The following is a 19,649-nucleotide window of genomic DNA, read 5'->3' as shown; positions in this document are numbered from 1 at the left end:
GCCCGGCCGCTTATTCCGCCGCCGAGATGCGGCGTAACATTTCGCCCCGGCGCGGGCCGGAGCCTCAGCCCAGGACCAGCACCGCGATGCTCAGGTAGACAACCAGCCCCGCGGCGTCGACGAAGGTCGAGATGAACGGGTTGGAGAACACCGCCGGATCGGCCTTGATCGACTTGCCGATGATCGGCATGATGCCGCCGACCCCTGCCGCCACGGTGCACAGCACCATCAAGGTCAGGCCAATCACCCAGGCGACCTGTTCCTCAAAGATCACCCGCGTCAGCAAGAAGCCAAGCAGCCCGAGGCTGAGCCCCAGCACGAAGCCCACGCGGACCTCGCGCAGCAGCACGCGGCCGATGTCGGAGATCCGCACCTCCCCCATGGCCAGGGCTCGGGTGACGGTGGTCGCCGCCTGGTTGCCGGTGTTGCCGCCGATACCGACGATCAGCGGAATGAACAGGCTGAGCACCACCATGGATTCAAGGGTTTCCTCGAAGCTGGAAAGCACCTGCACGGTCAACGTGGCGCCGATGGCCAGTACAAGCAGCCAGAGGATGCGCGAGCGGACCATGCCGCCGATCGGGGTGCTCAGGTACGGCCGGTTCAGCGGTTCGGAACCGGCGGTGCGTGCGGTCCGCGCCTCGTCGGCGTCGTCCAGGATCTCCAGCGCCTGAGCCCAGCTCAGGACCCCGACCAGCTTTTCTTCCTGGTCGAGCACCGCGCCGATTTCGAGCTGGCGGTTGACCACACGGCGCGCGGTCTGCACCGCGGGATCCGCGACCGTCGCGGTGAACATCGGGGTGAGCAGGTCCCCGACGAGGCTCTGCGGATCAGCGGCGATGAGCTGGCTGAGCTCCACTCCGCCGAGCAGGCGGCGCTCGTGGTCCACCACGAGCACCAGGTTTGCGCTGGTGCGCTCGGCCACCTGCTGACGGACGCGCTCAAGGGTCTGCTCTGCGGTCAGCTCCGGGTAGGTCTTGATGTAGCGCGTCGAGACGAAGCGTCCCGTGGAGGCCGCGGAGTAGCCCAGGAGCACGCGGGTTTCTTCGCGGGTCGTGGAGTCCAGTGCCTGCAGCAGGCTGGAAGCCACCGTGGCAGGAAGCTCGTCGAGCAGCGCCGCCCGCTCGGTGGCTCCGATACCGGCCAGCGTCTGGGCAACCGCGTCCTGCTGGAGGCCCTTGATGAGGTCGGCCTGCAGCGGGGCGTCGAGCTTTTCGAACACCCTCAACGCCCGCGGCTTGTCCAGCAGGCGGAAGGCGATGGCGGCTTCGGAGAGGCTGAGCGTGTCCAGGTGTTCGATGATTTCCGCCGGTTCCAGCCGGCGAAGCTGCGCGGCCAATGCGCCGAGCTCCTCCGCTTTCAAGGCTGCGTGCAGTTCCCGAGAATTAGTTGAGAAGTCTACTTTTGGAGTGGTGTACATGGCAAGTCGTCCAAACGTGTTGTTTGGCGCGGAAACATCAGCATTCTGCCCCGTAAGCCGAAGGCCGGAAGCATCAAAAAAGAGGAGATAAATCTCCTGATTTAGCTGGTGTTCTGCGCACGTGAATGAGAGCCGGTCGCGAACTCGCAGACGTGCACGCAGGGAAGCCGAAAGAGGCTTGGGCGCTACGAATCGTCCCGAAGAGATCGCGTGAACATAGATCGGCTAGGGCCGTCGTCCATGTGATCACCTCCTTGCGGACAGGGTGGCGCGTGGGCCACCGTCTATCTCCAGTTCTATCATCCTTGCCTGCTGATGTCCCGCCATGGTGCCTGAGCTCATAGGGTCCGGAAGCCCGGCAGGGCGGAGCTTCGATGAAGCTCCGCCCTGCCGGCGCATGGTGCACGATTGTCAGTGCGTCAGCATTCGACGACGTTGACGGCCAGTCCGCCCATCGCGGTTTCCTTGTACTTGTCGCTCATGTCCTTGCCGGTTTCCCGCATGGTGATGATGACTTCGTCGAGGGTGACGTGGTGTTCGCCGTCGCCCATCAGCGCCATCTTCGCGGCGTTCACTGCCTTGGAAGCGGCGATCGCGTTGCGTTCGATGCATGGGATCTGCACCAGTCCTCCGATAGGGTCGCAGGTCAGTCCGAGATTGTGTTCCATGGCGATCTCCGCGGCGTTCTCCACCTGTGCAGGGGTTCCGCCCAGGATTTCGGCCAGCCCGCCGGCGGCCATGGAGGAGGCCGAACCGACTTCGCCCTGGCATCCGACCTCGGCGCCGGAGATCGAGGCCTGTTCCTTGTAGAGCACGCCGACCGCGCCGGCGGTGAGCAGGAAGTTCACGACGGCGTCGTGCTTTTCTTCCGCGTTCCAGTACTTGGCCCCCGGGGCGTAGTGGGTTGCGTAGAACAGGACGGCGGGGATGATGCCGGCGGCGCCGTTGGTCGGGGCGGTCACCACCCGGCCGCCCGAAGCGTTTTCCTCGTTGACGGCCAGGGCCACGAGGTTGATCCACTCCTGCCAGAACACCGGATCGCGGTCCTTGTCTTCCTTGCGCAGGCGCTTGTGCCATTCAGGCGCGCGTCGGCGGACCTTCAGGCCGCCGGGCAGCACGCCGGTTCGCTCGAGGGCGGAGTTCTTGCACTCCTCCATGACCTCGTAGATGTGGATCAGGCCGGAGCGGATTTCTTCGCGGGTGCGGTAGGTTTCCTCGTTGGCCATCATGATTTCAGCGATCGACTTGCCCGTTTCGCGGCAGTGCTCCAGCAGCTTGGACGCGGTGGTGAACGGATAGGGCTGCTGCTTGAGCTTCTTTTCCAGGCTCTTTTCGATGCGTTCCTCGGCGCCTTCACGCACAATGAAGCCGCCTCCGACGGAGAAGAAGGTCTCATTGGACAGTTCGGCGCCCTGGGCGTCGAAGGCGATGAACTTCACGCCGTTGGTATGGCGGGGCAGCACGGTCAGCGGGTGCTGGATCATGTCCTCGACCCGGTAGTCCAGGTCCTTGCGGTGCCCCAGCTGCTCGGCCAGGCGCAGCACGCCGCTGGCGTCCATGTCCGCCAGGCGGGAATCAACCTGGGTCGGCAGGATGCTTTCCGGCTCGAAGCCTTCCAGCCCCAGCATGATGGCGGTGAAGGTTCCGTGCCCGCGGCCGGTGGCGGCCAGCGAACCGTAGACGTCAACGCGGATGCTCTCCACCGCGGGGAGCTGCCCCTCGCGCACCAGATGCGCAATGAAAGCGTGGGCCGCACGCATTGGTCCCACGGTGTGGCTGGACGATGGTCCGATGCCTACCGAGAAGAGATCGAATACGCTTACCGCCATAGCGGATCACATCCTTAGATCTTGGGATCCGGGTGAAACCCGGATCGGCTTGTCTGTCATGCAGGGTTCTTCCCCCTGCCGTCCTTCTTGTGCCGCGTATTTTCGGCAGTAGAGAGACTGAGGGCCCGAAAAGCGCTTTTTCGCCGCTTTCCGGGCCCTCATCTTCGTTTGAAGATGCTACTCGGAAACCTTGGCCAGCTCCGGGTACAGTGGGTGGGCTGCGGCCAGCTCCAGAACCCGGGCCTTCAACGCCGGCAACACCCCGGTGTTGCCCTCGGCCCCGGCAATCAGGGTCTGCGCAATGATCTCCGCAACCTCGGCAAACGCCTCCTCGGAGAACCCGCGGGTCGCCAACGCCGGGGTGCCGATCCGCAACCCGCTGGTAGTCATCGGCGGACGCGGATCAAACGGCACCGAATTGCGGTTCACCGTGATCTCCACCTGCGCCAGCAGATCCTCGGCCTGCTGCCCATCCAGCTCGCTGTGGCGCAGGTCCACCAGCACCAGGTGCACATCCGTGCCGCCGGTCAACACGCTGATGCCCTTGGCGGCCACATCGGCCTGGGTCAACCGCTCGGCCAGGATCCGCGAACCGGCCAGGGTGCGCTGCTGGCGCTCCTTGAACTCCGGCGACGCGGCGATCTTGAACGCCACCGCCTTGCCCGCGATCACATGCTCCAGCGGGCCGCCCTGCTGGCCAGGGAACACCGCCGAGTTCAGCTTCTTGGCGATCTCCGCATCATTCGACAGGATGATGCCGCCGCGAGGGCCTGCCAGGGTCTTGTGCGTGGTCGAGGTGACCACATGCGCATGCGGCACCGGCGACGGGTGCAGCCCGGTCGCGACCAGGCCGGCGAAATGCGCCATGTCCACGAACAGGTACGCACCGACCTTGTCCGCGATTTCGCGGAAGCGGACGAAGTCCAGCTGGCGAGGGTAGGCCGACCAGCCGGCCACGATCATCTTCGGCTGGTGCTCGATGGCCAGGCGCTCGACCTCGTCCATGTCCACCAGGTTCGTCTCCTCGTCCACGCCGTACGGGACGATGTTGAACAGGCGGCCGGAGAAGTTGATCTTCATGCCGTGGGTCAAATGCCCGCCGTGGGCCAGGTTCAAGCCCAGCACGGTATCGCCCGGACGCACCAGCGCGTGGTAGACCGACGCGTTGGCCTGGGCCCCGGAGTGCGGCTGGACGTTGGCGAACTTCGCGCCGAACAGTTCCTTGACGCGCTCGATGGCCAGGGTCTCGATGACGTCGACCTCTTCGCAGCCGCCGTAGTAGCGGCGGCCCGGGTAGCCCTCGGCGTACTTGTTGGTCAGCACCGAACCCTGCGCCTGCATCACGGCCTGGGCCGTGTGGTTTTCCGAGGCGATCATTTCCAGGCCGCGCTGCTGGCGGGCCAGCTCAGCATCGATACGCTGCGCGACCTCTGGATCCAGCTCGGCCAGGGACTGGGTCAGCGATGCCGGTGCCAGTGATTCATAAGTCTTGTTGCTCATTACTCGACGTTTCCACCGTTCGCGCTTGCGTAGTCGGCTGCGGAAAGCAGCGGGCCTTCGGACTCGACCTCGACGGTGAACAGCCAGCCTGCGCCGTATGGATCCTCGTTCAGGACGGCAGGGTTGTCCGCTGCTTCCTGGTTGACCTCGACGATGGTGCCGGTGACCGGCGAGTACAGGTCGGAGACCGACTTGGTGGACTCGACTTCGCCGCAGGTCTCGCCGGCGGTGACGGTGTCGCCGACCTCTGGCAGGTCTACGTAGACAACGTCGCCCAGCGCGTCGGCAGCAATCTGGGTGATGCCGATCTTGGCTGGGGACGATGCGTCGATCCACTCGTGCTCGGCCGAGTAGCGCAACGATGACAGAACTTTACTCACGATTTTTCCTCTCCCAAGGGGAAATAGGGGGCGTTAGGCTATGCCCTCTTTGTTTAACGTTACTTGGCGCGCGTGTAGAACGGCAGTTCCACGACAACAAATGGCAAAGTCTTACCTCGCAGGTCGACTTCCAGCTCGGTGCCCACTTCGCTGAAGGCCGCATCGACGTAGCCCAGGCCGACCGGGTAGCCCAGGGTCGGCGAAGGTTGACCGGAGGTGATCTCTCCGATGACGGCGCCGTCCTTGACGATGGCGTAGCCGCCGCGGCCTGCGCGCTTGCCCAGGCCCTTCAGGCCCACCAGCTTGCGGGCAGGGGTCTGCTCGCGCACTGCCTCCAGCGCGGAGCGGCCGACGAAGTCCTCTTCCTTCTTGAAGGAGACCACCGCGCCGAGGCCCGCGTCGAACGGGGTGCGCTCCAGCGAGAGCTCGTTGCCGTACAGCGGCATGCCGGCTTCCAGGCGCAGCGAGTCGCGTGCGGCCAGGCCGCACGGAACCAGCTCATGGTCCTTGCCGATCTCCACGATGGTGTCCCACAGGCCGGCGGCGTCGGCGTTCTTGATGATCAGCTCGAAGCCATCCTCGCCGGTGTAGCCGGTGCGGGCCAGGATGGCGTCCACCCCGCCGAGCTTCGTGTAGGCGGCCGAGTAGTACTTCATCTCGGTGACGATAGCTGCGCCGGCCTCGTCGGCGGCGAGCTTGGCCACGATGGCCTCGGCGTTCGGTCCCTGGACCGCGATCAGCGATTCATCAGCGGAAGCGTCCTGCACCTGCGCGTCGAAGCCCTCGGCGCGCTTGGCCAGCTCGGCGGCGACCACCGGGGCGTTGCCGGCGTTCGGCACCACCAGGTACTTTTCGTCTTCCATGCGGTAGACGATCAGGTCGTCGATGATCTTGCCGGCTTCGTTCAGGATCAGCGAGTACTTGGCCTTGCCGACCTTCATCAGGGCGAAGTTGCCGGCCAGCGCGGTGTTCAGCGCGCTGGCTGCCTGCGGGCCGGAAACCCAGACCTCGCCCATGTGGGACAGGTCGAACAGGCCCGCGGTGGAGCGCACCGCCTTGTGCTCTGCCAGTTCCGAACCGTACTTCAGCGGCATGTCCCAGCCGCCGAAGTCGGTGAAGCTCGCGCCCAGGGCTTCGTGCTTGCCGTGCAGCGCGGTGTGCTTGGTGATGGTTTCAGTCATTGCGATGTTCCTAGTCTTCGAAGGCTTCTGGAGCAGGGCAGGAGCAGATGAGGTTGCGGTCGCCGCCGGCGCCGTCGATGCGGCCCACCGCAGGGAAGTACTTGTCCACCTTGAGGCTGGCGACCGGGAAGGCTGCCTGCTCGACGGTGTACTTGCGGTCCCAACCACTGTTGACCACTGCCGCCACGGTGTGCGGGGCACGGCGCAGCGGGGATTCGGCCAGCTCGTAGACGCCGGCCAGCACTTCTTCCATTTCCTGGCGGATGGTGATCATGGCTTCGATGAAGCGCTCGATCTCTGCCAGGTCCTCCGACTCCGTCGGCTCCACCATCAGGGTGCCGGCGACCGGGAAAGCCAGGGTCGGTGCGTGGAAGCCGAAGTCGATCAGTCGCTTGGCCACGTCTTCTGCGGTGACGCCGGTCTTGGCGGTGACTTCGCGCAGGTCCAGGATGCACTCGTGCGCAACCAGTTCCTTGTTGCCGGTAAACAGGATCGGGAAGTGCTCATTCAGGCGCTTGGCGATGTAGTTCGCGTTCAAGATCGCGTGCTTGGTGGCGCTGGTCAGGCCCTCGCCGCCCATCATCGCGATGTAGGCCCAGGAGATCGGCAGCACACCGGCCGAGCCGAAGGCGGTGGCGACCACTGGCACGCCGTCGCGCTCGGAGTAGGTGCCCGAGGCGTCGCCCGGCAGGAACGGCACCAGGTGCTCGCCCACGCCGATCGGGCCGACGCCCGGACCGCCGCCGCCGTGCGGGATGCAGAAGGTCTTGTGCAGGTTCAGGTGCGAGACGTCGCCGCCGAACTTGCCCGGCTGGGCGAGACCCACCAGGGCGTTCATGTTCGCGCCGTCGATGTAGACCTGTCCCCCGGCGTCGTGGATCTTGCCGCAGACCTCGCGCACGTCGGCGTCGTACACGCCGTGGGTGGACGGGTAGGTGATCATGATCGCGGCCAGCACGTCCTTGTTGGCCTCGATCTTGGCATCCAGGTCGCCGGCGTCGATGGTGCCGTCGGCTGCGGTCTTGACGACCACAACCTTCATGCCGGCCAGCACTGCCGAGGCGGCGTTGGTGCCGTGGGCCGAGGCGGGGATCAGGCAGACGTTGCGCTGCGACTCGCCGCGCGAAGCATGGTAGTCGGAGATCGCCAGCAGGCCTGCGTACTCGCCCTGGGACCCGGCGTTCGGCTGGATGGAGACGCCGGCGTAGCCGGTGATCGCGGTCAGGCGGCCTTCCAGGTCGGTGATCAGCTCGCGCCAGCCGGCGGTCTGCGCTGCCGGGGCGTACGGGTGGATGGAGGCGAACTCAGGCCAGGTGATGGATTCCATCTCGGCGGCCGAGTTCAGCTTCATGGTGCACGAGCCCAGCGGGATCATGGTGCGGTCCAGGGCCAGGTCGCGGTCCGAGAGGCGGCGCAGGTAGCGCATCATCTGGGTCTCGGAGGAGATGGTGTTGAAGATCGGGTGGGTCAGGTAGGCGCTGGTGCGCACCTGGCCCTCGGGGATCTCGAAGCCTTCCGGTGCTGACAGTTCCACGCCGAAGACGCCGGCCAGGGCCTTGACGGTGGCGGAGGTGGTGGTCTCGTCGGTGGAGATGCCGACCTGGGTGCCGGAGACCTTGCGCAGGTTGATGCCTGCATCGTTGGCCTTGGCAATGACTTCCTCGGCGTCCTTGACGGTCACGACCACGGTGTCGAAGAAGGCCTGCGATGCCAGTTCGAAGCCGCCGGCGACCAGGGAGCTGGCCAGCACGCGGGCGTGGTTGTGGGCGCGGGTGGCGATCTGCTTCAGGCCTGCAGGGCCGTGGTAGACGGCGTACATCGAGGCGCAGATGGCCAGCAGCGCCTGGGCGGTGCAGATGTTGGAGGTGGCCTTCTCGCGGCGGATGTGCTGCTCGCGGGTCTGCAGGGCCAGGCGATAGGCGTTGGTGCCGGCGTCGTCGGTGGAGACACCCACCAGGCGGCCCGGCATGGAACGCTCAAGTCCCTTGGCCACGGCCATGTAGGCGGCGTGCGGGCCGCCGAAGAACAGCGGCACGCCGAAGCGCTGGGTGTTGCCGACCGCGATGTCGGCTCCCTGCTCGCCCGGGGCGGCGATCATGGTCAGCGAGAGCAGGTCGGCGATCACGGTGACCATCGCGCCGGCGGCCTTGGCGGCGGCGATGACCTCGGCGTGGTCGGCGATCGAGCCGTCGTTGCCCGGCTGCTGCAGCACGATGCCCGAGATGTCGCCTTCCGGCAAGCCCGCGGACAGGTCGGCGACCTCGACCTCGAAGCCCAGCGCATCGGCACGGCCCTGCACGACCTTGATGGTCTGCGGGAAGATGTTGGAGTCCAGCACGGTCTTGCCGTTGGACTTCTTCTTGTTGGCGCGGCGCATCATCAGCACGGCTTCGGCGGCGGCGGAGGATTCGTCCAGCAGCGAGGCGTTGGCGATCGGCATGCCGGTCAAGTCCATGACCATGGTCTGGAAGTTCAGCAGGGCTTCGAGGCGGCCCTGGGAGATCTCAGGCTGGTACGGGGTGTAGGCGGTGTACCAGGCCGGGTTCTCGACGATGTTGCGGCGGATGACTGCCGGGGTGATGGTGTCGTAGAAACCCTGGCCGATCATCTGGGTCTTCATGACGTTCTTGGAGGCCAGCTCACGCAGGTGGGCCAGTGCCTCGGTCTCGGTCAGTGCATCCGGGATGTCCAGAGCGGCATCTTGGCGGATGTCGGCGGGAACTGCCGTGTCGATCAGCTCGTCCAGGCTGTTGTAGCCAAGGGTCTGGAGCATGGTCTCGACGTCGGACTGACGCGGGCCGATATGGCGGGACACGAATTCGCTGTTCGTGTTAGCAGAAGTCTGCGTGATGGTCATGGTGCAGGTGTCTCCATGGGGATCTGTCTTGGCGCATGCCAAAGGAAGGTCGCTGTCCCTCCCCATCCCTGTTGCACAACCTGAGAGTTTTACGCAGCCGGCCTACCAAACCGGTTGCTTGCACCTTCGGTGAACCGGAACAGGCCGGTTACTTTCCAGAGTTGCCTCTTGATGGCGGTACGGGTGCCTGAGAGTTTCCTGGGGAGGAATTGCTCCTACGGCGCCCGTCCATGGTGTGAACGGGACTCTCCCGCCATCCTTCTATGGCTTCGGTTGCGGGCCAATGACCCACAACACACCTCCCATGGTACCCGCCCCGGGGCCAACTGCAAACAATCTTTCGGCCCCGGAGCCCCTGCATGACGAGCGCTAGCTGCTTTCCGCGCCCAGCCGGATGTAGTCCGGGTATTTTGCGCTCAGGCTGTCCCCCGAGGAAGTGCCTGTCAGGCGGCGTTTGACCCATGGAGCCAGGTATTCCCGGGCCCAGCCGAGGTCCTGGCGCAGCTTCTGACGGGGGGCGTTCACCGCAGCCGCTGGCAGCACCGGAACTTCGATGTCGGAGGACCAATTGCCCTCGGTGACGCCGTGGGTTCCGAGCACGTCCAGCACCTTGGCGGCCATGAGCGTGTGGCCAGCGGTGCCCATGTGCAGGCGGTCCACGGCCCAGTAGCGCACGTCCGAGAATTCGCGCCAACGCCAGTAGTCGGCGACCAGCGTGTTGTAGCGGTCGGCGATCTCGCGCACCTTTTCGTTGTAGATCGCGGTGCGCGGGCGGGTCTTGGAGAACAGCGGCGAGTCGACGGTGTCGAAGCCGGTGAACAGCAGCACGGTGATCCCGGCATCGGCGAAGCGCTTGACCATGCTGTCGTAGCTGCGCATCAGCGCCTCGAGGTCGGCCTTGGGCCGCAGGATGTCGTTGCCGCCGGCGTAGAGGGAGACCACGTCGGGCTTCATGGACAGCGCCTGGTCCATCTGCTGGTTGATCACCTGCCCGATCTTCTTGCCGCGGATCGCGAGGTTCGCGTATTCCCAGTCGCCGCGGGCGCACAGCACCTCGGCCACCCGGTCCGCCCAGCCGCGCACTTGGTTGGGGCGCAGCGGATCGTCGTCGCCAACGCCTTCGGTGAAGGAGTCCCCCATTGCCAGAAACTTTGCCATGCTCTTCCTCCTAGCCCTTGGCCTGCATCATTTTGCCGATAACCACCTGGCGCGCCAGCTGGCTGAGCTGCACGCCCGTGGAAATGCTCTTCTCGCCCTCGTTGCGCGACGGAATGTAGGCGAAGCCGAGCTGGTAGGCCGGATCGGCGAAGGCCAGCGAGGAGTTCGCCCCGTCGTGGCCGTAGGCGAAGATCGAACCATAGTCGTTGCGGGCGGTGGCCTTCATGAATCCCAGGGCAAAGGCCTGGAGCAGCCCGTTGGTGCGGTCGTGCCCGTAGACGAGCTCCGCGGATACCCGGGACCAGGTGTCCTCGCTCAGGAACCCCCGGGCGGCGCCAAGTGAGGGCACCGGGCCGAAGGAGGCCGCGTAGATGGCCGCCAGCGACTGGGCATCGGCGACGCCGCCCATGGAGGCCGGGCCGAGCCTGCGGACCTGCCGGGAGTTGGCCAGCTCGTGCCAGTTGTAGACCGGACCGCTGTCCAGCGCGAACCCGGAGGCCGAGTTGACTGCCAGGCCTGCCGGGGAGAAGGGGTCGAAGAATGCCGGTTCGGCCGGGGCGGCGGGGAGCACGTCACGGTAGCGCGGTTCCAGCGAGTCGTCCTGCCCGATATACGCGTCCACGCCCAGGGGCTTGCGGATGCGTTCCTCGAAGACCTCTTTCAGCTCTTTGCCGGTGACCCGGCGGACCAGTTCCTCCATGAGCACACCCATGGTGATGGCGTGGTAGCCCACGATGTTCTGGCCCAGCGGCCAGATGCTCGGCATGGTGGCGAGGATCTTGGCATATTCCGAGGAGTTCAGCAACACCTGACTGGGCACCCCGCCGGGGACGCCCAGCACTCCGGCCTGGTGGCTGAGCACTTCCCCGACGCTCAGTTTGCCCTTGCCGTGGGTGCCGAATTCGGGCCAGTAGTCGGTGATCGGGGCGACCGGATCGATCAGCCCGTCCTGGACCAGCAGGGCGATGACCAGTGCGCTGAGCCCTTTGGTGCAGGAGAACACGCAGGTGAGCGCATCCCCCGAAAGGTGCTCCCCCACGCTGTGGCTCAACACCAGGGCGCCGCGGTGGTACACGGCCAGCTGCGCCGAGTAGCCGTCCTCCACTGCGGCACGGTCCTGCAGCGCCTGCGCGAGCGGGGCAAAGTCGTCAGTTATGACCGATTCCATCTAAATCCTTCGAAAGCATGTCTCTTTGCAACTAACACTAGTAGCCGCAGCGGAAATTCGCGTTCTCCGGCGAAATCATGCCTGAACCATAAGTTCCTCAAAGAGCCATTCTCAATAAACGGAGGAATAACCTCCGAAAAGGCCGGAACGACAAGCATTTATTGCTGTTAGCATAGTGATCGATTTCGCCCATTGAATAGACGACGACAAAATATGTCGCATTCTTCAGCTCGAATCGAAGATTGGAAAGGCTCATCCGCCTATGACTGCAACCCGAGAAGACTCAACTCCAGGCGGACAACCCGCCGAACTCAAGCGGGTCATCGGCCCCAAACTCCTGATGTTCCTCATCATCGGCGACATCATCGGCGCAGGCATCTTCGCGATCACCGGCAAGGTCGCCGGACAGGTCGGCGGCGCCGCCTGGCTGCCGTTCCTGATCGCCTTCGCCATTGCGACGCTGACCGCCTTCAGCTACATGGAGCTGGTCACCAAGTATCCCCACGCGGCGGGCGCTGCTTTGTATATTCACAAGGCTTTCGGCATCCATTTCGTCACCTTTCTGGTGGCCTTCACGGTGGCCTGCTCCGGCATCACCAGCGCCGCGACCTCGGCCACCCTGGTTGGGCAGAACCTGCTGATCGGCTTCGGCCAATTCATCGAGGGCGTGCCGACCACACCCGAAGCCGGTATGTTCGCCGCCATCGCGATCATCGTGATCCTGGCCCTGATCAACCTGCGCGGCGTCGGGGAATCGGTCAAGTTCAACATGGTGCTCACGGTGATCTCCCTGGGCATCATGGCAGTGATCATCTCCATCGGCATCGGCGCCATCGCCAGCGGCCACGGCGACATCAGCCGACTGGTGGTCTTCGAGGCCCCCGAGGACCGCAGCCTGTTCGCAGCGGTCACCATGGGCACCGCCATCGCGTTCTTCGCGATGGTCGGCTTCGAGGATTCGGTGAATCTGGTCGAGGAAACCAAGAACCCCAACAAGACCTTCCCGCGCATCATGCTCATCAGCCTGGGCATCTGCGCCGTGATCTACATGCTCGTCGCGGTCACCATCATCATGGTGATCCCCACCGGCGACCTGCTGAACCCGAAGAATCCTGACGCGGGCATCCTGCTCGATGTCGTGCGCATCGGCGCCCCGGGCCTGCCGGTGGACGCGATCTTCCCGTTCCTGACGGTCTTCGCCGTGGTCAACACCGCCTTGATGAACATGCTCATGGCCAGCCGCCTGCTCTACGGCATGGCCCGCCAGGGTGTGCTGCCGCAGGTGCTGGGCAAGGTGCATTCCAAGCGTCGCACCCCGACGCTATCGATCATCTTCACCACGCTGCTGGCCATCGCGCTGGTGGTCTACGTGAACCTGGATACCGAAAGCGGGATCGTCGGCTCGCTCGGCGGCACCACCGCCCTGTTGCTGCTGGTGGTCTTCACGATGGTCAATATCGCACTGCTGGTGCTGCGCCGCGACAAGGCGCCGGAGGATTCCTTCCGCGCACCGACGATCATCCCGATCCTCGGCGCCGCCACCAGCGCTTTCCTGATCGGGCCATGGGCCCGCTCGCGCGCGGACTGGGTGCAGTATGAGATTGCGGGGCTGCTGCTGGCCCTTGGCGTCGCGCTCTGGGCGGTCAACTGGCTGGCCAACCGCATCAACTACAAAAAGGGCAACATCTCCTCGGGGCACTTCTAGCAATCCGCCCCGGCAAAACGGCAAAGGCACGAACCGTGCGGGGTTCGTGCCTTCGCCGTTTGGGGCGGGATGCCCATCGCCTTGCGGCTACTGCTGGACGGTTTCCTGGCGGAAGCGCAGCTTCCAGCCGCTCTCGGTGCGCTGCCACCATGAGGAGACCACGAGGATCGGCGAGCCCTCGACCTTCATGCGGTAGGCCAGCAGGGCCAGATCCCTGTCGACCTCGCGGGCGGTGAGCACCTGCACCTCGCCGGTGGCAGGCAGCTGCGCCCCGGCTTCGAGCTGGGTGCGCACCGTGGCGACATCCAGCAGCCCGCCACCGCGGGTGACTTCCTGGTATCCCGGATGCAGGAAATCGCTCAGCTCGGCGAAGCTGGTGCGGATCTGCGGGTCGAGGAAGCCCAGTTCAAGTTCATAGACCGTGGCAGCCGTATCCTGGGCGGACTTGGGAGCGGTTGCTTCAGCGGGGGCGGCAGGGGCTGCGGTGGAAGCTGCCGCGGCAGATGCCGCTCCGGCGGTGTAACCGGGGCCCGGGTCCGGCGCAGTGCCTTGCTGGTGCGCGGTGGCGGCGGCACGGGCACGGTCGTCGGCAGCTTCGTTCAGGTCATGCCCGGCGTGGCCCTTGACCCATTCAAAGGTGTACTTGCGGTCCTTGATCGCCGCATCCAATTCCTTGAGGATCTCCTGGTTCAGCACCGGTTTGCCGTCGGCCTTTTTCCAGCCGCGCTTTTTCCATCCCGGCATCCACTTGCTGATGCAGTTGATGGCGTACTGGGAGTCGCACAGGATCTTCAGTTCCTGCTCCGGGTACTGGGCGGTGGCGCGGAAGAGTTCGAGGACCGCCTGCAGCTCGCCCATGTTGTTGGTTCCATGGTCCCAGCCGCCGGAGGCCCAGTTCGCCTCGTCGATGTACCAGGCCCAGCCTGCCGGGCCGGGGTTTCCTAGGGCTGATCCGTCTGCCGCTGCGGTGATCGTCATGGCTTTAATCCTGCCACCTGACCTCCCCCGCCGCCTAAAGAGACGTGCGAAGGCTCCGGAGTCCTTGCGCCGCGCCAACGCCGCGGCGCTGGCGATGGTCCGTAGGATGGTGAACTGTGAAAAAGATTCTGCCGCTCCTCGTTGTTGCGACCCTGGGCCTGGCCGCCTGCTCGGGTCCGTCGCCCGACGACCTGCGCCGCAGCGATCCCGAGGGCAGCACCGCGTGCATCCACTACGGCGGCAGCCTGACCGCCCCGGGCGATATCGGGCAGACGAATCGGCAAAAGGCCGCCGAGCATGGCTCGGCGGCCTCCACCGATTCGATCCGCAACGCGGTATCGACAGATGCATCAGGTCAGCCCGTGATCACCGACGACGAGGCGTTTGCCGCGGCGTGCGAGCAGCAGGGCTTCGACTTCAAGAGGTAGCCCGGCCGCTGCCGGCTATTTTCCTTCCAGCGGGTACAGCGGGTTGTGGCCTGCTGCGACGCGTTCCTCGGTGCGGACTTCGCCCGGAGCGGTGCCGCCCAGGAATGGGCCGTTGTCCGCCAGCTCGTTGCGGTTATGGGATTCGAGCCAGTTGGACAGGTCCGGGCCTTTGGGCACGATCTGCGTTGGATTGATGTCCTCGTGGACCTTGTAGTAGTGGTCCTTGATCTGCTCGAAGTCCACGGTGTCGCCGAAGCCCGGGGTCTGGAACAGGTCGCGGGCGTAGCCCCAGAGGTTCGGCATCTCGATCAGCTTGTTGCGGTTGGCCTTGAAGTGTCCGTGGTAGACCGGGTCGAAGCGGGTCAGCGTGGTGAACAGGCGCACGTCGGCTTCGGAGATGTAGTCGCCCATGAGGAAGCGGCGGGTGGCCAGGCGTTCTTCGAGGTAGTCGAGGGTGGTGAAGATCCGGTCGTAGGCGTCCTCATAGGCGGCCTGCGTACCGGCGAAGCCCGCACGGTAGACGCCGTTGTTGACCTCGGTGAAGATGCGCTTGATCAGCGGGAGCATCTCGTCGAGCTGGTCCGCCATGACCAGGTCCGGGGCTCCTTCGCGGTGGAACTGCTTCCACTGCGTGGAGAAGTCCCAGGTGATCTGCGGGTAGTCGTTGGTGACCACCGCGCCGCTGGGGATGTCCACGATGGCCGGGACGGTGATGCCACGGGGATAGTCGGCGAAGCGCTTGAAGTAGTTCTCCTGCAGGCGTTCGGTGCCCAGCACCGGGTCCTTGCCGCCCTCGTCCAGATCAAACCGCCAGCTGCGCACGTCGTGGGTCGGACCTGGCAGGCCAACCGAAATCGCATCCTCCAGGCCCAGCAGGCGGCGCACGATCAGCGTGCGGTTGGCCCACGGGCAGGCGCGGGCGGCCACCAAGCGGTAGCGCCCTGCTTCGACCTGCCAGAGCTGGGCGCCTTCGCCCAGGGCCGCATTCGGGTGCCCGATCTTGCTTACCGGCTCCCCGTGGGAGAACGCCTCCGGCCGCGGATCGGCAACGATGCGGTCCTGGATGTAGTTGGTATCGCGCGTGAATTCACTGCCCGTGACGTACGCGCCCTTGGTTGAATAGTCCTGCGACATGCTCGATCCTCCACAATCTCTGGCTTGGTTGCCCGCTCTGGGGCAAGTTCTCGGGTGATACGGCAAACGGCGGGAGGCCTGGTACAAGCTTCCCGCCGTTTGCACTTGAACGCTAGGCCGTTCAGGCAGCGTGCAATTAGGCGCTGACGGATGCGGCGGCGCGCACCGAATTCATGGCTTCGGTCCAGGCCAGCAGCTGCTCGAACATCGGCTGCACCGAAGCGGCGCCCTCCGCGGTCGGCTTGAAGTTCGAGAAGTTCTCGAAGTCGGTGAACAGGGAGAACAGGCCGGTCTTCTGCACGTGGGCTACCTGCAGCTCGGAGAGGATGCCGCGCAGGTGCTCGATGGAGCGGGCGCCCAGGGCCGAACCGTAGCCCACCAGGCCGGCGGCCTTGTTGTTCAGCTCGACGTTGATGTAGCTCAGCGCGTTGGTCAGCGCCGGGGAGACCGAGTGGTTGTACTCCGGGGTAACGAAGATGTAGCCGTCGAACTCGTTCATCTTGGCGGCCCAGGCCTTGGCATGCTCGCTCTGGTAGTTCTGGTAGGCGGCCGGGAAGGCTTCGTCCAGCACCGGCAGGTTGAAGTCCGCGATGTCTACAAGCTCGAAGTCGGCGCCGCCGAATGCCTGCGCCTGCTCCAGCACCCACTGGGCAACGCTGATGTTGTTGCGGCCTGGACGAGTGGAACCGGTAACGATGGCGATCTTCGACATAGTATTTTCTCCTTGGGGAAGTTCGTGCGCCGAACGCTTTAGTTGATGCGTCATCAACTCTTGCTAAATCCAACAATACCAGAGATAATTGATACGTCAACAAATGAGTGCGGACCCGCAGCATGCCGGGTACGCCACGTAGAGAAGGAGCGCCCACGCATGGCTGCCGATGAGACCCGCTGGCTCGATGACAAGGAACAGGCCCTCTGGCGGATTATCCGCGAGTTCCTGTGGCAGTTCCCCAGCGCCATGGACCGCCAGTTGAGCGTGGATTCGAGCATGCAGACCGGCGAGTACTCGGTGCTCGCGGTGCTCTCCGAAGGACCCGCCACCTCCCTGCGCCCGGCAGACATCGCCGACAACCTGCGCTGGGACCGCTCGCGGCTGTCCCACCTGCTGCGCCGCATGGAAGCCAAGGGCATGATCACCCGCTGCTCGGATTCAACCGACCGCCGCGGGCAGCAGATCGAACTGACAGAGGCCGGATGGAAGACCATCCGCGAAGCCGCCCCGAGCCACGTCACCTTCATCCGCGAAAAGCTGTTCGACTCGCTGGACCAGCACGAACGCGCAGCGCTCGAAACCGCGCTGCCCAAGATCCTCGGCGCCCTGGAGACTTGCGAGTCCGACCCATCCTGCAAGGCGTCCGTCCCCGGCGGCCCGCAGGACTGCGAAGAGGACTAGCCGACCCTGTCGGCGAACTCGCTGTTCGCCACGAGCCGGGCGAAGCGCCCGCCCTGCCCCACCAGCTCGGCGAAGGTTCCGGATTCGACAATCCGCCCGCTATCGAGCACCACGATGCGGTCGGCCCGCAGCACCGTGCTCAACCGGTGCGCGATCAGCAGCGTAGTGCGCCCGACCGCCAGCTCGTCCAGCGCCTGCTGCACCAGCGCCTCGGTGACGGTATCCAGCGCACTGGTCGCCTCGTCGAGGACCAGCACCTTGGGCCGGCGCAGCATGGTGCGCGCGATGGCAAGGCGCTGCTGTTCCCCGCCGGAGAAGCGGTGTCCGCGCTGGCCCACCGCGGTTTCCAGCCCGTCGGGCAGCGAGCGGATCAGCTCGGCGATCTGCGCCGCTTCCAGCGCCTGCCACAGCTCGGCCTCGCTGGCCCCCGGCGCCGCCCACAACAGGTTCTCGCGCACCGTGGTGTGCAGCAGGTAGCTTTCCTGCGCCACCACCGACACCGCCCGGGAAACCTGCTCGGGGTCCAGCTCGCGCAGGTCGACCCCGTCGAGCAGCACCCGCCCCGAGGTCGGATCCAGCAGCCGCGGAAGCAGCGAGCCCATGGTGGATTTGCCCGACCCGGTCGCCCCGACCACCGCTGTCATGGTTCCCGGTTCCAGCACCAGGTCCAGCGCCTCCAGCGTCGGCGCGGCAGCCCCGGGGTAGCGGAAACCTACCCGCTCCAGCACCACTTCCCCGCGCATCGCCGCGGGATCCAGCCGGCGCGGATGCTCGGGCAGCGGCAGCGCCTGGTCGGTATCCAGGTATTCGAAGACCCTGCCGAACAGCGCCATCGCGGAGATCCACTGCACCGAGATCTGCATCAGCCCCATGACAGGCCGGAAGATGCCTGCCTGCAGCCCGGTGAAGGCCACCAGCGTGCCGATGCTCATCCCGTCGCCGGTGGCCGGCAGCCCCGCCACCAGGTACAGGACCGCGGGAATCACCGCGAAGATGATGCTCATGGCCGCCATGCGCCAGCGTCCGGCCAGCGCGCTTTTCATTTCAAGGTCGATCAGCCGGTGGCTGGACTGCGCAAAAGCCGACGCGTCGGCGGCGCCGGTGCCCATGATCTTGGACAGCCGCACCCCGGAGATGCTCAGGCGTTCCTCGATCAGCGAGGTCAGGTTCGACATTTCACGCTGGCGCCGGCCCGTGACGGCGCGGCGCAGCCGGGCGGTCTGCCGGGCCAGGATGATCGCCGGCGGCAGCACCACCAGGGAGATCAGGCTCAGTTTCCAGGAGATCGCGACCATGGCGCAGGCCGTGGCGACCACGGTGGTCAGGTTGGAGGCGATACTGGTCGCCGAGTTCGTGATCACCGACTGCATCTGGCCAACGTCGTTGATAAGCCGCGACTGCACGTCGCCTGATTTGGAGTTGGTGAAGAATCCCAGCGACTGCTTCTGCAGGTGGGTGAAGAGCCCAGTGCGCAGCCCGTGCATGACCCTCTGCCCCATCAGGGTGGCGCGCCAGGTCTGGACCACCTCCAGCACCGAGGAGACCAGGGCGATCAGCACCAGTCCCCCGGCGCCGGCGAGCAGCAAGTCCACCTCCCGGTTCGGGATGGCGACGTCGATCAGCTCGCGGATGATGAAGGGCTGGGCCAGTCCGATGAGCGAGGAGGCGACGATCAGCAGCACCACCACGATGACCGTGCCCAGATGCGGGCGGAAGAGCGCGGCGATGCGCTTGACGGAGACCGGGTGCTCAGCCAGCCACTTCTTGTCGTCGGCGCTGCGCGCCGCCGAAGCCGGCGGCCTTCCGCCGCCCATTGGCGCCATCGGGTGCATGGGTGCTCCCTTCCACTGGTTGTTCCACTGTGGATTACAGAATAGCAGAGGTTACCTCACTATGTGGTTACATCTTGAAACTGTTCGGGAAAACACACTATCCTTGACCCTATGCACACCGATGAGTCCAAGCCTGACTTGACCGATCTATTCCTGCAGGCGTCCCGGACCATCCGCGGCCGCTGGCGCGACAGCCTGATCCCCGCGGGCGTCACCCCGCACCAGTCCCGGGTGCTGTCCATCCTGGGCCGCGCCGAGGAGCAGGGGCTACGCAACTCCCAGCTGGCTGAGCGCCTGCACATCGCTGCGCGTTCGACCACCGAGGTGGTGGACCAGCTCGCGGCCAAGTCACTGGTGCTCCGCACCCCGGATCCGGGCGACCGCCGCGCTACCTTGATTGTGCTCAGCGACGCCGGCCGGGAGCTGCTCGGCGAGCTCTCGGCGCTGCGCAAGAGCAGCATGGACGGCTACTTCGACAAGCTCGGCGCCGAGGACCGCGAGGAGCTCACCCGCCTGCTGGGCATCCTGAACCGAGAGAACCCCCGCCCTCCGCGCGCCGGGACCTGCAAGCCGGGCACCGCAGACCGGACCGCCAACTGACCCCGTCCCGGCGTGGAATGCGCAGAGGCCCCCGCCTGCCGGCGATGTTTCCGGCGGGCGGGAGCCCCTTCCAGCGTGCGGAG

At 65.5% G+C, this 19,649-nt stretch carries 16 protein-coding genes and 1 riboswitch; of the genes, 4 read left to right on the top strand and 12 right to left on the bottom strand.

Going from position 1 to position 19,649, the window contains the following annotated elements; genetic code table 11:
• Positions 1–64: 64 nt before the first annotated feature.
• The 8 genes from mgtE to ATC04_RS04470 form a co-directional block, all read right to left on the bottom strand.
• Positions 65–1,420 carry a magnesium transporter gene (gene mgtE / locus ATC04_RS04505; protein ID WP_047119944.1) on the bottom strand — a complete coding sequence of 452 codons (1,356 nt, stop codon included), beginning with the start codon at positions 1,418–1,420 and terminating at the stop codon, positions 65–67.
• 419 nt (positions 1,421–1,839) lie between these two features.
• Complete coding sequence (locus tag ATC04_RS04500; RefSeq protein ID WP_047119945.1) at positions 1,840–3,249, bottom strand: L-serine ammonia-lyase; 1,410 nt, start codon at positions 3,247–3,249, stop codon at positions 1,840–1,842.
• A gap of 177 nt (positions 3,250–3,426) precedes the next feature.
• Entirely contained in the window at positions 3,427–4,749 is a 1,323-nt protein-coding gene (gene glyA, locus ATC04_RS04495; protein WP_060616996.1) for a serine hydroxymethyltransferase, read from the bottom strand.
• Entirely contained in the window at positions 4,749–5,129 is a 381-nt protein-coding gene (gcvH, locus tag ATC04_RS04490; RefSeq protein WP_047119948.1) for a glycine cleavage system protein GcvH, read from the bottom strand. Before gcvH ends, glyA begins: the two co-directional genes overlap by 1 nt.
• 59 nt (positions 5,130–5,188) lie before the next feature.
• Positions 5,189–6,310 carry a glycine cleavage system aminomethyltransferase GcvT gene (gcvT, locus tag ATC04_RS04485; protein WP_047119949.1) on the bottom strand — a complete coding sequence of 374 codons (1,122 nt, stop codon included), beginning with the start codon at positions 6,308–6,310 and terminating at the stop codon, positions 5,189–5,191.
• Between the two features lie 10 nt (positions 6,311–6,320).
• Entirely contained in the window at positions 6,321–9,167 is a 2,847-nt protein-coding gene (gene gcvP, locus ATC04_RS04480) for an aminomethyl-transferring glycine dehydrogenase (RefSeq protein WP_181728198.1), read from the bottom strand.
• Between the two features lie 165 nt (positions 9,168–9,332).
• A riboswitch (glycine riboswitch) is annotated at positions 9,333–9,430 on the bottom strand.
• Positions 9,431–9,536: 106 nt separating this feature from the next.
• Positions 9,537–10,325, bottom strand: coding sequence for an SGNH/GDSL hydrolase family protein (locus ATC04_RS04475; RefSeq protein ID WP_047119950.1), 789 nt, complete (start codon positions 10,323–10,325; stop codon positions 9,537–9,539).
• Between the two features lie 10 nt (positions 10,326–10,335).
• Positions 10,336–11,493, bottom strand: coding sequence for a serine hydrolase domain-containing protein (locus tag ATC04_RS04470; RefSeq protein WP_047119951.1), 1,158 nt, complete (start codon positions 11,491–11,493; stop codon positions 10,336–10,338).
• 262 nt (positions 11,494–11,755) lie between these two features.
• Between ATC04_RS04470 and ATC04_RS04465 the strand changes: the two genes are divergently transcribed.
• A complete protein-coding gene (locus tag ATC04_RS04465) occupies positions 11,756–13,198 on the top strand; it encodes an APC family permease (RefSeq protein ID WP_047119952.1) in 1,443 nt (480 codons plus the stop codon).
• Positions 13,199–13,285: 87 nt separating this feature from the next.
• Here the strand turns inward: ATC04_RS04465 and ATC04_RS04460 are convergent, their stop codons facing one another.
• A complete protein-coding gene (locus ATC04_RS04460; protein ID WP_047119953.1) occupies positions 13,286–14,176 on the bottom strand; it encodes an RNase H family protein in 891 nt (296 codons plus the stop codon).
• Between the two features lie 116 nt (positions 14,177–14,292).
• Between ATC04_RS04460 and ATC04_RS04455 the strand changes: the two genes are divergently transcribed.
• Positions 14,293–14,604, top strand: a complete 312-nt coding sequence (locus ATC04_RS04455; protein ID WP_047119954.1) for a hypothetical protein — start codon at positions 14,293–14,295, stop codon at positions 14,602–14,604.
• A 15-nt stretch (positions 14,605–14,619) separates the two neighbouring features.
• Here ATC04_RS04455 and ATC04_RS04450 read toward each other — a convergent pair whose 3' ends face one another.
• Positions 14,620–15,738: a glutathione S-transferase C-terminal domain-containing protein gene (locus tag ATC04_RS04450; RefSeq protein ID WP_047119955.1), complete on the bottom strand. Its 1,119-nt coding sequence runs from the start codon at positions 15,736–15,738 to the stop codon at positions 14,620–14,622.
• Between the two features lie 136 nt (positions 15,739–15,874).
• On the bottom strand, positions 15,875–16,450 hold the full coding sequence (locus ATC04_RS04445) for an NAD(P)H-dependent oxidoreductase (protein WP_047119956.1): 576 nt from the start codon (positions 16,448–16,450) through the stop codon (positions 15,875–15,877).
• A 159-nt stretch (positions 16,451–16,609) separates the two neighbouring features.
• Here ATC04_RS04445 and ATC04_RS04440 point away from each other — a divergent pair, with 159 nt between their 5' ends.
• Positions 16,610–17,134 (top strand): MarR family winged helix-turn-helix transcriptional regulator, encoded by a 525-nt coding sequence (locus ATC04_RS04440; RefSeq protein ID WP_047119957.1) that lies wholly within the window; start codon positions 16,610–16,612, stop codon positions 17,132–17,134.
• On the opposite strand, the gene ATC04_RS04435 is transcribed toward ATC04_RS04440, so the two are convergent.
• A complete protein-coding gene (locus tag ATC04_RS04435; protein ID WP_047119958.1) occupies positions 17,131–18,966 on the bottom strand; it encodes an ABC transporter ATP-binding protein in 1,836 nt (611 codons plus the stop codon). The two genes, ATC04_RS04440 and ATC04_RS04435, sit on opposite strands and share 4 nt — an antisense overlap.
• 111 nt (positions 18,967–19,077) lie before the next feature.
• Here ATC04_RS04435 and ATC04_RS04430 point away from each other — a divergent pair, with 111 nt between their 5' ends.
• Complete coding sequence (locus tag ATC04_RS04430; protein ID WP_047119959.1) at positions 19,078–19,566, top strand: MarR family transcriptional regulator; 489 nt, start codon at positions 19,078–19,080, stop codon at positions 19,564–19,566.
• Positions 19,567–19,649 lie beyond the last annotated feature (83 nt).

Source organism: Arthrobacter sp. YC-RL1, from assembly GCF_001454985.1.
Taxonomy (GTDB): domain Bacteria; phylum Actinomycetota; class Actinomycetes; order Actinomycetales; family Micrococcaceae; genus Glutamicibacter; species Glutamicibacter soli.
This window is presented reverse-complemented; position numbering and strand designations above follow the sequence as displayed.

Excerpts from the sequence above, each read along its gene's own strand:
- ATC04_RS04460 (WP_047119953.1), bottom strand. The coding sequence starts at position 14,176 with ATGACGATCACCGCAGCGGCAGACGGATCAGCCCTAGGAAACCCCGGC.
- ATC04_RS04430 (WP_047119959.1), top strand. The coding sequence starts at position 19,078 with ATGCACACCGATGAGTCCAAGCCTGACTTGACCGATCTATTCCTGCAG.
- gcvT (WP_047119949.1), bottom strand. The coding sequence starts at position 6,310 with ATGACTGAAACCATCACCAAGCACACCGCGCTGCACGGCAAGCACGAA.
- glyA (WP_060616996.1), bottom strand. The coding sequence starts at position 4,749 with ATGAGCAACAAGACTTATGAATCACTGGCACCGGCATCGCTGACCCAG.
- gcvP (WP_181728198.1), bottom strand. The coding sequence starts at position 9,167 with ATGACCATCACGCAGACTTCTGCTAACACGAACAGCGAATTCGTGTCC.
- ATC04_RS04445 (WP_047119956.1), bottom strand. The coding sequence starts at position 16,450 with ATGTCGAAGATCGCCATCGTTACCGGTTCCACTCGTCCAGGCCGCAAC.
- ATC04_RS04465 (WP_047119952.1), top strand. The coding sequence starts at position 11,756 with ATGACTGCAACCCGAGAAGACTCAACTCCAGGCGGACAACCCGCCGAA.
- ATC04_RS04475 (WP_047119950.1), bottom strand. The coding sequence starts at position 10,325 with ATGGCAAAGTTTCTGGCAATGGGGGACTCCTTCACCGAAGGCGTTGGC.
- ATC04_RS04435 (WP_047119958.1), bottom strand. The coding sequence starts at position 18,966 with ATGCACCCGATGGCGCCAATGGGCGGCGGAAGGCCGCCGGCTTCGGCG.
- ATC04_RS04450 (WP_047119955.1), bottom strand. The coding sequence starts at position 15,738 with ATGTCGCAGGACTATTCAACCAAGGGCGCGTACGTCACGGGCAGTGAA.
- mgtE (WP_047119944.1), bottom strand. The coding sequence starts at position 1,420 with ATGTACACCACTCCAAAAGTAGACTTCTCAACTAATTCTCGGGAACTG.
- ATC04_RS04440 (WP_047119957.1), top strand. The coding sequence starts at position 16,610 with ATGGCTGCCGATGAGACCCGCTGGCTCGATGACAAGGAACAGGCCCTC.
- ATC04_RS04470 (WP_047119951.1), bottom strand. The coding sequence starts at position 11,493 with ATGGAATCGGTCATAACTGACGACTTTGCCCCGCTCGCGCAGGCGCTG.
- ATC04_RS04500 (WP_047119945.1), bottom strand. The coding sequence starts at position 3,249 with ATGGCGGTAAGCGTATTCGATCTCTTCTCGGTAGGCATCGGACCATCG.